This window comes from Komagataeibacter saccharivorans (genome assembly GCF_004348195.1).
Classification (GTDB): Bacteria; Pseudomonadota; Alphaproteobacteria; order Acetobacterales; family Acetobacteraceae; genus Komagataeibacter; species Komagataeibacter saccharivorans.
Window position 1 is genome coordinate 88550 of the sequence record NZ_CP036405.1, and the last position, 12247, is coordinate 100796.

The window sequence follows — 12247 nt, forward strand, 5'->3', positions numbered from 1 at the left end:
ATGACCGCCTTTCCATTCAACGCGGCGCTGCTTCTGGCCGCCATGCTGTTTTCCATCGGACTGGCGGGCGTGCTGGTGCGGCGCAACCTCGTCTTCATGCTGATGTCGCTTGATATCATGCTGAACGCGGCGGGGCTTGTTTTCGTCGCTGCGGGGGCACGGTGGCAGGATGCGTCGGGTCAGGTGATGTTCCTGATGATCCTTGCCCTTGCCGCATCCGAAACGGCGGTAGGGCTTGCCATCATCCTGTGCCTGCATGCGCACGGACGCCCATCGCTTGACGCCGATACCGGCAACCTTCTGCGAGGATAGGATCATGGCGGCACTCCTCCCCCTTGTGGTTGTCTGGCCGCTGGCCGCCACCGTGATCGTGTTCCTGTCGGCGGGACGGATCAAGGGGCGCTCCGCCGGGATACTTGCGACCGGTGCGGTGGGGCTTTCCGCCATGACGGGTGGTGTGCTGGCGGCGGGGTTTATGTCCGGTGCGGTGACTTATCCGCTGCATGTCATATTGTGGGAATGGATGCATGTTCCGGGCTTTTCAGCCACCATTGCGTTTGCGCTGGACCCGGTTTCCCTTGTCATGATTGCGGTTGTTACCATCGTTGGGTTCCTGATCCATCTATATGCCATCGGGTACATGGCGGCTGATCCCGGTAGCGCGCGGTTCTTTGGCTGCATGACCCTGTTTGTGGCTGCGATGCTGGTGCTGGTGCTGGCGTCGGACCTGCTGTGCCTGTTCATCGGGTGGGAAGGGGTGGGGCTGTGTTCCTACCTGCTGATCGGGTTCTGGTATGACAGTCCCGCCAATACCGCCGCCGCGCGCAAGGCGTTCTACACCACCCGTATCGGGGACGTGGCCATGCTGTGCGGGCTGCTGATGATGGCGACGGCTACCGCTTCGCTCCAGATTGACGGGCTGCTTTTTGCTGTTACGGCGGGACAGCTTTCCCCGGCGGTCATGACGGGAACTGCGCTGTTGCTGCTGACGGGCGCCCTTGCCAAATCGGCGCAGATCCCCTTCCAGTCCTGGCTGCCCGATGCGATGGCTGGTCCCACGCCTACATCCGCCCTGATCCATGCGGCCACGATGGTTACAGCCGGGGTGTATCTGCTCGCGCGGCTGCACGGGCTGTTTGCCGCCGCCGCGCCGGTTATGGCGATCATGGCGGCAATCGGCATGCTGACGCTGCTGGTGGCGGCCTGCACGGCGCTGGTGCAGTCGGATCTCAAGCGTATTCTGGCATGGTCCACGATCAGCCAGCTTGGTTACATGTATCTGGCGCTCGGGGTGGGGGCGTGGCAGGCGGCGCTGTTCCATCTGGTGACGCATGCCTGTTTCAAGGCGCTGCTCTTTCTCTGCGCGGGTGTAATCATCGCGCGTGTCGATCATAAACAGGACATCTTTCGCATGGGCGGGCTGCGCCGTTTCATGCCCGGTGTCACAGCCGCCTTTGTCATCGGGGCTGGCGCGCTGGCGGCCCTGCCGCTGGTGACGGCGGGCTTCTACAGCAAGGAAATGATCCTGTCCGCCGTATGGCGGGGCCAGCCCGTGCTGACACCGGATTTCATCCTTTCGGGTCATCTGCTGTGGGGCGGGGCGCTGTTCGGGGCGCTGCTGACGGCCCTGTATATTTTCCGCTGCGTTTTCCTTGTTTTTTATGGACAGGAGAAAACCGTGCCCACGGGTCGCACGCCGTGGGTCATGGCTGTTCCGCTGGGCTGTCTGGCCTTTCTGTCCGTATTCGTCGGCTGCATTGAAATGCCCGGCGACATTGCGCCGGTTCATCTGTTTACGCGGTTTGTCGATCCAGCAGGCATGGCGTTCCATCCGCATGAGCCTGTCTGGCTTCTGCTGGCAGGCGCGATCACACCGGTTGCGGGCGCAGGGATCGCATGGATTGTGTGGGGACGCTCCGGACCCGTCACCCGCGCAATCCCCGAAACAGGGGGGGGAACGGGCGACCTGCTTCCGGTCATGCCCCTACGCTTCGTGGTGCGGATCACGCGCTACGATCTGCCTGACCGGCTGGCTGCGGCTGCAGGCTGGATGACACGCGCCACAAGCCGGATGATGATGCAGGCACGACGCGCCGCCCTGCATCTTGCCGCCGAACGCACGGCCATGGTGGGTCGGGAGGGGACAGTTGTGCTGGTGCGGATGCAAAATGGCCGCGTGCGCTGGTATGCGGGCTGGATCGTGGCCGGGCTGGGCGCGGCCCTTGCATGGGCGATGCTGTCATGAGCCTGCTTCCCGCCCTTGTCGTGCTACCCGTCGCGGGGGGCGTGATTGCGTGGCTGGCGGACCGCCTGCATGTCGGTACCGGCGTGCGGATGCGCAGCATATCGTGGTTTGTTAGCGTCGTGGTGCTTGTGCTGGAAACGGTTCTGCTGCTGGTGGAAAGCCTGCGGCCTGCGCTACAGGCGGGTGGATGGCGGGATCATTTCTTCCTGCCGTGGATTGCGCAGATGGGCATTGCGGTCCGGCTGGATATGGATGGCCTGTCGCTGTCCCTGATCTGGCTTTCGCTGTTGCTGTGCCTTGCATGCGTCATGTTTTCGACACGGCAGGTTACGGTCAGTGCCGGGGTTTTCCATTTCCTGTTCCTGTCCACCCTGACGGGCATTATCGGTACGTTCCTTGCCACCGATCTGTTCCTGTTCTTCTTCTTCTGGGAACTGATGCTGGTGCCGATGTTCGTGCTGATTGCGCAATGGGGGCACGAGGACCGGCAGCGCGCGGCGATGAAGTTCTTCATCTTCACGCAGGGTAGCGGCCTGCTGATGCTGCTGTCCATCCTCGGCCTGGTCATCATCCATTACCGGCAGACAGGTGTGCTGACCTTCGATTATTTCGCGCTGGCCACCACGGGGCTGTCGCCGCTCGGCTCAATGCTGCTCATGCTGGGATTTTTCGTCGCCTTCGCCGTCAAGCTGCCGGTCGTGCCGGTGCATGTCTGGCTGCCCGATGCCCACACACAGGCCCCCACCACCGCCAGCGTGGTGCTTGCGGGCATCCTGCTCAAGACCGGGGGATATGGCATGATCCGCTTCGATATCATGCTGTTTCCCGATGCGGCATCCCGCTTCGCCCCGGTCGCCATGGGGCTGGGGATTGCGGGTATCCTGTATGGCGCGTGGCTGTCGTGTGAACAGGACGATATCAAGCGCCTGATCGCCTATAGCAGCGTAAGCCATATGGGATTCGTCCTGCTGGGACTTTTTTCGGGATCGTGGACCGGCATGCAGGGGGCCATCATCCAGATGCTGGCGCACGGGCTGAGCACGGGGGCGCTGTTCCTTATCGCCGGGTCCATTCAGGATCGCGTGCATAGCCGGGACATGCGCATGATTGGCGGGCTGTGGGCGGCCATGCCGCGCCTGTCGGGTGCGGGCGTGTTTTTTGCCGTCGCATCGCTTGGCATGCCGGGGCTGGGGAATTTCGCGGGGGAATTTCTTGTCCTCCTCGCCACATGGCGGGTCAGTCCGGCAATGGCGGTCATGGCCGCAGCCGGTCTGGTTCTGGCGGCGGTCTATTCGCTCCGGCTGGTCAATCGGGTATTCCTTGCTCCCACGCGACCGGGCGCGCAGCCCGTAACGGACTTTCCGGCCCGGCAGATGGCCCTTCTGGGCAGCATTATGGTCGCTGTCATCGTGCTGGGCCTGTATCCCCGGCCATTCATGACGTTCGCGGTCCCGTCCGCGCTGTCCGTGACGGCTGCCGCCAGCGGGGAAAGGCGCGCGCCATGATCGGTCATGACATCTTCCTTCCCGCGCCGCTGCCTGTCCTGTCGGCCGGGACGATGGTGATGCTGCTGGCCATTGCGTGGCGGCGCAGCGTGATCCGCAGCCTTGTCATTGCGGTCGTGACCCTGCTTGCCGCCCTTGTCAGCGTCAGCCATGCGTTTGGCACCCCGCCCGCTGACGGGACGGGCCTGTTCGTTCAGGACCGCTGGGCGATCTATACGGCGGTACTGATCCTGCTGTCGGTATTGTGCATCGTGTTCATGTCGTGGCGGGATCTGGTGCGGGATGCGGCGCATCCGACCGATGAATATCCGCTGCTTATGATGCTGGGCACGCTTGGCGCCACTTCCATGGTGTTCAGTGCCAGTTACATGCCTTTTTTCCTTGGCGTGGAAATTCTGGGCATATCCCTGATGGGTCTGATCGCATCGCGGCATTACCGCTTTGCGCAGGCCACTGAAGCAGCGATGAAGTATCTGATATTGTCGGGTGTTTCATCGGCCATCCTGCTGTTTGGCATGGGACTGGCCTATGGCGTGAGCGGTTCGCTGGCCTTCGTGCCACCTGTTGCGGCAGCGGGCTTTGCGCCGTCCATGGCGCAGGTGGCGACGGTCATGATCCTTGCCGGCATGTTCTTCAAACTTTCCGCCGTTCCCTTCCATATGTGGCTGCCCGACGTGATGGAAGGCGCGCCGCCGCCCATAGCCGCCTTTACGGCCGTGACCGCCAAGATTGCGATATTCGCCAGCCTTGTCCGTTATTTCGGCGCCGGCCCCCTGCCGCCCTTCCTGCAAGGGGTAATATATGCCGTCATCATCCTGACCATCATGGGGGGGAACCTGCTGGCGCTGTGCCAGAACAGCCTGACGCGGCTTATGGCCTGTTCCTCCATCGCCCATATGGGATATCTGCTTATCGCCTTCTTTTCCCCCGGACGGCTGCAGGGCGGGGCGATGACCGTCTATCTCATGGCCTACACAGTCAGCACGCTGGGGGTCTTCACCATCATCTGTGCATGTGCCCCCGCCATGGGGCAGGATGGCAACCGTATTACGGCATGGAAAGGGCTGTTTGCCACCAACCCGCTCCCCGCCACGGCCATGTCGGTGATGCTGCTTTCGCTTGCGGGCATTCCGCCAACAATCGGCTTTTTTGCAAAATTTGAAATTGCGGGCACCGGCGTCGAACTCCAGCGCGACGTGTTGCTGCTGGTTCTGGTGATCGGCAGCATTATCGGTCTTTACTATTACCTGAACATCATCCGCGTCATGATGAATGGAGGGGCAGCACCGTCCCTGCCCATTGCCAGACAGCCACAACCGGAACTGACGGCCCTTACCATCGTTCTGACCATAATCGTGATTATGGGGGGTCTTTTTCCTGGCCCTGCGCTGTACCCGCTGCTGCCTGCCACCGTTAAAACCATGCCTGCCCGTAACCTGACCGGAACGCCGCCTGAAGCACCGATCATGAAAACCGCGATCGCGCCCCCTGCCCTGTAACATGGGGGATGTGTTTTCTGTCTGGAAACATGGAAAGGATTTTTCCCATGTCCTCTCGTGTCTTTCATCTGCTGGCCCAGAAAGGCCGCATGGTCATTACCGTAAACGAAGATGATCCGATCCTGTCCGTTGCGGATACATTGGTGCGTTACAATATCGGTGGTGTGCCGGTTGTGGACCGCGACGGCGCGCTGCTGGGGCTGGTATCGGAAAAAATGATCGTCAACGCCCTGTCACAGCGCGGCAGGGACATATCATCCGCCCGTGCGCGCGATATCATGCTGACGGACATCCAGACCGCCACCCCCGATGACAGCCTGTATGACATCGCATGCCGCATGACATATTCCCGCAGCCGCCATGTTCCCGTGCTGGAGGACGGGAAGCTGGTCGGCCTGATCAGTATCGGCGACATCGTCAAGATGCGTGCCGAAAATGCGGAACAGGAAGCACGCGAACTGCAGGATTATGTCACGGGCAGCGACCACGGTGCCGTCCAGACGCCGGATGCGCCCACACAGATGCACTGTGACGTAAATGGCAGCGCATCGCGCATACGCAACGATAACTGAAACCCGATACCGCAGCGGCAGGGACCGCAAACGCCGCAGGATCCGGAACGCGGGGCATACAGGCGGAAGGCTATCCTGAACGGGAACGACAGCCATGACACCCAGACCATCCGTACGGGCAACACAGGGCCACGACGATCTGGTCCCCACCCTTGCCCGACATGCCGAACCCCTGCCCCCACTGGAAGACACCGCAGCATTTGGCGCGTTTTTCGATCGCTTTGCCGATGCCCGCGTCGTGCTGCTGGGTGAAGCGACGCATGGCACGTCGGAATTCTACCGCGCGCGTGCCGCCATTACCCGCAGGCTGATCGAACACCACGGCTTCACCATTATCGCGGTTGAAGCGGACTGGCCCGATGGCGCGCGGATCGATGACTACATCCGCCATCAGGCCCCGCGTCCATGGCGCGGCGCGGCCTTTACCCGCTTTCCCACATGGATGTGGCGTAATGAGGAGGTGGCCACTTTCGTCCGCTGGCTGCACCACCATAATGAACACCTGCCAGATGAGGGACAGGTTTCGTTCCATGGTCTCGACATCTACAGTCTGGATGAATCACTCCACGCCGTCCTGACATATCTGGACAGGGTTGACCCACACGCCGCCGCATCGGCCCGGCAGCGTTATGCCACCCTGAGCCAGTGGCGACATGACCCCACCCATTACGGCCGGGCCGCCGTGGGCGAGGCGCACCATGCGACCGAGGACGCCGTGGTGGCGCAGTTGCGCGACCTGCTTCGCAACCGCCTGCGTTACCTTAAGGATGATGGGGAAGCATGGTTTGACGCAGCCCAGAACGCCCGCATCGTACGTGCGGCGGAACAGTATTACCGGGTCATGTACCGCGGCATGAACGAAGGCTGGAACCTGCGCGACCGGCATATGTTCGCAACCCTTCAGGCGCTTCTGGCCCACCGGGGCGATGGCGCCCGGGCCGTGGTATGGGCGCATAATTCGCATATCGGCAATGCCGCCGCGACCGCCATGGGATGGGAAGGACAGTTCAATATCGGTGAACTGTGCCGCATGGCCCATGGCGACGAAGCGGTGCTGATCGGTTTCGGGACGGATCGCGGCACCGTGGCGGCGGCGGGCGAATGGGACGGGAATACGGAAATACGCACGGTCCTGCCCGCCCGCGCCGACAGCTACGAACATGCTTTCCTGCGCGCGGGCCTTTCCCCTGCCCTGACGGACTGGCGGCACAGCCGTTCATCGCTGCGCGCGGCATTGCGCGGCCCCCGGCGCGAACGCGCGATCGGCGTGATCTACCGCCCCGACACGGAATTGCAGAGCCATTATTTCGAGGCCTCCCTTACCGATCAGTTCGACGCATGGGTCTGGTTCGAGCAGACGGAAGCAATCACGCCGCTGGGGCATGAACACCCGCACGGCCTGCCCGAAACATGGCCGTTCGGGCTGTAACAACGCGCCCCATTGCGCAGCCTGCGTTGGGGGAGAGACACATGCCGCCAGAACGGAGCACAGCATTCGCCAACAGGCAGGCCGCCGGACGCGCCCTGGCCGCAGCCCTGCTGCCGCTGGCGTCTTCCCACCCGCTGGTGCTGGCCCTACCCCGTGGCGGCGTGCCGGTTGCATTCGAGGTGGCGAAAGCACTGGATGCGGAAATGGACCTGCTGTTCGTGCGCAAGATCGGCATTCCGGGGCATGAGGAATACGGCGTGGGTGCGATGGTGGATGGCGCCGATCCGCAGGTCGTGCTGGATGAAAACACCATAGAAAGACTAGGTATCCGTACGGAGATGATCCAGGCCATCATTACCCGCCAGCGCGCCGAAATCGAACGGCAGCGCCATCTGTATGCAGGCAGCCATCAGCCGCCATCCCTGACCGGTCGGGCGGTGATTATCGTGGATGACGGGATTGCCACTGGCGGCACCATGCGCGCCGCCCTGCGCGCCGTGCGGCGGAACCGGCCAGCACGGCTGGTACTGGCCGTGCCGGTTGCACCACCTGAAACCATCGCGCTCCTTGCCGGGGAGTGCGACCAGATTGTCTGCCTGCTGCAACCACAGCCACTGTATGCCGTTGGCGCCTATTATCGGGATTTTTCACAGGTGGAAGACGTGGATGTCATCCGCCTTGTAACACAGGCCAGCAACCTGCGACGCCAACGTCTGACCAATCGCGTGGGTCCACATTCCGATACCACGTAATGTTGCCTGCCCATGGATATGTATTGGTAACAGCAGCCGTCAGGTAAAGTAATATCCATGAACCTGCGTGCAATGCTCCACAACGAAAAAAGAAACATGGCAGACAGGAATCCCGACATGATGACACTTCACCGCCATCACGAATACGGGAGAGATATTGCTTCCATCCATGTCAATACGCATCTGCGGTAGAATAAAACAAAAAGGTACTGTCCCATGCAGGTCAAGACCATAATGACATCGCCCGCGATAAGTATAGAACCCACAGAAACCATCATGACGGCCATCCGCCTGATGCTGGCGCACAAGATCAGCGGCCTGCCGGTGGTGACATCGAAGGGAGAACTGGTGGGCATCGTCACGGAAAGCGATCTTATTCATCGCAGCGAACTGGAAACCGAAGGTGAACATTCCTGGCTTGCGGGACTGTTCCGGTCGGCTGGCAATTACGCCGCTGAATATGCCCATACGCACGGGCGCAAGGTAGCCGATGTCATGTCGAACGCCCCTGTTTCCATCGCGCCCGACGCATCCCTGCGCGACGCGGTCGAAGCCATGACCCGGCAGCGGGTAAAACGCCTGCCGGTGGTCAAAAACGACCATGTTGTAGGCATCGTGGCGCGCGCGGACATATTGCGTGCGCTGCTGCCCGCCATTGCCGATGCATCAAAAGTTGATGACGATGACAGCATCCGGCAGGCGATCCTGCGCGAATACCAGAATCAGGACAGGTGGGCAGGCAGGAATCTCATCAACGTACACGTCAAAAACGGTATTGTTGAACTGACCGGCGTTGTCATGGATGAACCTTTGCGCACGGCGGCCCGTGTCGCGGCAGAAAATGTGCCCGGCGTTGTTTCCGTCATTGATAACATCACCTTCAGCGAACCACTCAGCGATACCATCATCCCCCCGCCCATGTTTCCGTGAAGGTCAGGACCAATGACTGCGAAACATATCCTTATCATCATCGCGGATGGGGAACATGCGCGCTTTGTCCGACCCGCGGCAAATCACAGCCTGCATACCGTTGAATCCTTTGACTCCATATCCGCCCATCAACGGACATCCGACATTGGCAATGACGCGCCCGGAGCATCCTGTCATACCGGTTCCACCGCCCGTCATGCCCTGAACCCGCATCATGATCCGCACCGAATGGCCATGGAATCATTCGGGAAGTTCGTTTCTGAACAGATCAATGAATGGAGCCGTAGCTACGACAGGCTACTGATCGTCGCGCCACCGCATAGCAGTGCCGAAATCATCCGTTACCTTGACCCCGCATCCCGAACAAAAGTCATCGATATTGTTCATAAAGACCTTGTCAAAACCCCGGACAATGCGCTGAAGGATCATCTGAATTATATTACCTGATCCGCTCCGCGCCACAGGGCCAATGATACCGCGACCGCGATTGATAAAAAGCGTCTGATCACAGAGGTCGTTTGAAAACAACAGGCGACGGGTTGGGTACCCTCTACACAGAACATACAGGGTACCCGCTGCCGATCAACCGATCGCCGCGACACCTTCGTGCCGGGCGAACGTATCAAGCCGGTCGAGATATGCGCGCCGTTCCTCAGCGCCAATCCACGCAGCATTGAACGCATTGCGGCTGATCGTGACCAGTTCTTCAGGCGTCAGGGCCGCGCCGTCGCGTGCCATTTTCATGGCCTCGTTCATATACACGCTCTGCATATAACCCGGATCATCGGAATTGATGGTAATGGTCAGACCGGCATCCAGCAGGGCGCGAATGTCCTTTTCATTACTGCCGGGACGGATCGCCATGTTGGGGAACGGACAGACCGTGAAGGGAATGTGCCGCTCCCGTGCCTGCTGAAGCAGTTCGGGTTTTTCCAGCACATTCAGCCCGTGGTCGAGCCGCTCGCTTCCCACGTCCTCAAGCGCCTGACGGATATGTTCATGGGTATTCTGCTGGTCAATGTCGCAATGCATTGTCACATGCAGTCCGGCTTCACGCGCACGGCGGAATACATGGGCGAATTTGGCGGGAGGATTACCCTTCTCGTCCGAATCAAGACCTACACCGATAATTTCCGACAGATAGGGAAGCGCTTGGGTAAATGTCTCATCGGCTGATTCCGCGCTCATTTCGCGGATGAAACACATAATGAGCTGGGACCGGATGCCAAAATCGCGCTGCGCATCCGCCCGGGCGCGGCTGATACCCTTTATGACCGTCTCGAACGCAATGCCCCGGCGGGTGTGAAGCTGGGGATCGAAGAACATCTCGGTGTACAAAACGTTCTGCGATGCGACCTTCTTGAGGTAGGCGTAACACAGGTCATAAAAATCCTGCTCGGTCTGAAGCAGTTCCACGCCTTCGTAATAAAGAGCCAGAAAGGAAGGCAGGTCATCGAATACGTAACCGGCGCGAATATCGTCTTCCGTCATGCTCTGGATCGCATGGCCATTGCGGCGGGCGAGGACGATCTTCAGCGCAGGTTCGAGCGTGCCTTCCAGATGGACGTGAAGCTCCGCCTTGGGCAGGGCTTCAATAAAAGAATCGGAGGCAGACGTCATGATATGAAACCCTTTTTGGTCGCGAGACAGGTTTCCATCATACACTATCGCAATCGTAATAAAATGGTGTACGTAGCGATCTGGAACTGCAGGGCAAAAGCGTTCCATCGAATGGGATGGAACAGCCGGTGGCGAGAAGGGCATGGGATGGGAAACAGTGGTGTGAAGCTGGCCATCTGCCCCCGGCACCCTGATAATCTACTGCGTACCCATTAACTACGAAATAATACTCAGGGCATTGATAATGCGGTATTGTGTGTAAGCAGGACGCACGGGACATCCCCATAAGGATACGCAATCCTACTGCGGCAGGGAACGTGCCATCTGCAGATGGTTTTCAAGGGTTGGAAGGGTTTTGGCGGCCCAGGCTTTCAGTGCAGCATTATCCCCGCCTTCCGAATAACGACGGAACAGGGATACGGCATCCTCGTGCCCCGAAATCTGGTCCGACCGGTACTGAAGGGCAAAATCCCGACCGTGCAGGGTTTTGAGTTTATCCAGCATGGTCTGGTGGCTCTCATCAACCGCTGTGGGTTGATCCGCCTGCAGGTTGTTGCTCTGCACGATACCCTTGAGCGCCGTCGAAGTCGTTTCGTGATCTTCGATCATGCGGGCGGCAAATGCACCAAGGGCCTGATTGTGGGTCTGCTGGGCCAGTTCGCTCGACTGGATCTCGAACAGGTCACTGATGGTGGCGATCTTGATGAAATCAGCCGTCCGGGGTGCTACACCCATAAGGGAGTTCACGCCCGTTTTTTCCGGAATGGACTGCGCCAGGACGGGGCCGGACATGCAGACTGCCAGTCCCAGCATTACGATCATGCTTTTTTTCATTGGATATGTCTCCATGCACCTGAAGGCGGCATTGGCATAAAAGTAGGTAGAATATTACTTTCTCTAAACATTACTCATGAAATAAGGTTCCGGCAGGCAGGGTTTTTATATCCCTGCAATTTCTTACCGGAAAACCCATCGCCATGATGGCGATGTGTCCTTTTTATTGTCGTCCCCCCTGTAATAAAAGGGCGGAACCTTTACAGGTTCCGCCCCCCGGTTCAGCCCTTGTCGTGGTCGTGACTGTGTTGGCCCCCTTTGCGGCCGGCTTCTGCGGCGCGCTCCGGGTTTTCGGCAAAGTTTCCTGAACTGTGCTGGCCGCCCTTGCGACCGGCCTCGGACGCTTTTGCAGGGTCCTGTGCAAAGTTACCCGAGCTGTGCTGACCGCCTTTTTGTCCGGCTTCGGACGCTTTTTTGCGGTCATTGGCGAAGTTGCCCGGATTATGCTCGGCCCCACCGCCCCCATGGCTGTCGGCGGGCGCCATAGCGGGAAGACCGGCATATTCGCGTGGGTAGATACGATAAGTCATGATTACTTACCCTTTCGGATGGCAGCGGCTATTTGAGATCCTTGTTATTTCTGACTTCCCATGGTTCTGGGGTAAGAAAGCGACCTCAACACTGTTCGCTGCGGATAGCTCAACGGAAGGGCTGTGGGGTAGTTTCGCATCATCTGCGAAAACAGAAAATAAAAATAATACGACTTTATGAAATACATATCGAATTCATAATATAAGTTGAGAATCGTGCTGTTGTTTTATGAGGCGCAATGACCGTTTTCTTTCGTGCACCGTATGGTGCGTTTACAGTAAAAGATATGACGGGACAATATTTCTATTCCATTTTCCTTTCCACTCTCGA

The 12247-nt window shown here is 59.4% G+C and carries 12 protein-coding genes; 9 read left to right on the forward strand and 3 right to left on the reverse strand.

Annotated features, from left to right (window positions below; all coding sequences use genetic code 11):
- The 9 genes from nuoK to KSAC_RS14705 all read left to right on the forward strand — a co-directional run bounded on the left by nuoK (window position 1) and on the right by KSAC_RS14705 (window position 9379).
- Window positions 1-312 carry an NADH-quinone oxidoreductase subunit NuoK gene (nuoK, locus tag KSAC_RS14665; protein WP_118963769.1) on the forward strand — a complete coding sequence of 104 codons (312 nt, stop codon included), beginning with the start codon at window positions 1-3 and terminating at the stop codon, window positions 310-312.
- A gap of 4 nt (window positions 313-316) precedes the next feature.
- Window positions 317-2245: an NADH-quinone oxidoreductase subunit L gene (gene nuoL / locus KSAC_RS14670; protein ID WP_243705398.1), complete on the forward strand. Its 1929-nt coding sequence runs from the start codon at window positions 317-319 to the stop codon at window positions 2243-2245.
- Window positions 2242-3750: a complex I subunit 4 family protein gene (locus KSAC_RS14675; protein WP_132306418.1), complete on the forward strand. Its 1509-nt coding sequence runs from the start codon at window positions 2242-2244 to the stop codon at window positions 3748-3750. The genes nuoL and KSAC_RS14675 overlap by 4 nt, the downstream gene beginning before the upstream one ends.
- Window positions 3747-5249 (forward strand): NADH-quinone oxidoreductase subunit N, encoded by a 1503-nt coding sequence (locus KSAC_RS14680; RefSeq protein ID WP_132306420.1) that lies wholly within the window; start codon window positions 3747-3749, stop codon window positions 5247-5249. Before KSAC_RS14675 ends, KSAC_RS14680 begins: the two co-directional genes overlap by 4 nt.
- A 47-nt stretch (window positions 5250-5296) precedes the next feature.
- On the forward strand, window positions 5297-5821 hold the full coding sequence (locus KSAC_RS14685) for a CBS domain-containing protein (RefSeq protein ID WP_118963766.1): 525 nt from the start codon (window positions 5297-5299) through the stop codon (window positions 5819-5821).
- A gap of 94 nt (window positions 5822-5915) precedes the next feature.
- Complete coding sequence (locus KSAC_RS14690; protein ID WP_132306422.1) at window positions 5916-7250, forward strand: erythromycin esterase family protein; 1335 nt, start codon at window positions 5916-5918, stop codon at window positions 7248-7250.
- A gap of 41 nt (window positions 7251-7291) precedes the next feature.
- A complete protein-coding gene (locus KSAC_RS14695) occupies window positions 7292-8002 on the forward strand; it encodes a phosphoribosyltransferase (RefSeq protein ID WP_132306424.1) in 711 nt (236 codons plus the stop codon).
- A gap of 276 nt (window positions 8003-8278) precedes the next feature.
- The gene (locus tag KSAC_RS14700) at window positions 8279-8932 is read left to right on the forward strand and encodes a CBS domain-containing protein (RefSeq protein ID WP_243705399.1); all 654 of its coding nucleotides are present in this window, start codon (window positions 8279-8281) and stop codon (window positions 8930-8932) included.
- A gap of 12 nt (window positions 8933-8944) precedes the next feature.
- Window positions 8945-9379 (forward strand): host attachment protein, encoded by a 435-nt coding sequence (locus KSAC_RS14705; RefSeq protein WP_110547703.1) that lies wholly within the window; start codon window positions 8945-8947, stop codon window positions 9377-9379.
- 135 nt (window positions 9380-9514) lie between these two features.
- Here KSAC_RS14705 and add read toward each other — a convergent pair whose 3' ends face one another.
- The 3 genes from add to KSAC_RS14720 all read right to left on the reverse strand — a co-directional run bounded on the left by add (window position 9515) and on the right by KSAC_RS14720 (window position 11916).
- Window positions 9515-10552, reverse strand: coding sequence for an adenosine deaminase (gene add, locus KSAC_RS14710; RefSeq protein ID WP_132306428.1), 1038 nt, complete (start codon window positions 10550-10552; stop codon window positions 9515-9517).
- A gap of 300 nt (window positions 10553-10852) precedes the next feature.
- Window positions 10853-11386, reverse strand: a complete 534-nt coding sequence (locus KSAC_RS14715) for a DUF4142 domain-containing protein (RefSeq protein ID WP_110547705.1) — start codon at window positions 11384-11386, stop codon at window positions 10853-10855.
- A 221-nt stretch (window positions 11387-11607) separates the two neighbouring features.
- A complete protein-coding gene (locus tag KSAC_RS14720; protein ID WP_132306430.1) occupies window positions 11608-11916 on the reverse strand; it encodes a con-10 family general stress protein in 309 nt (102 codons plus the stop codon).
- Between the last annotated feature and the right edge of the window lie 331 nt (window positions 11917-12247).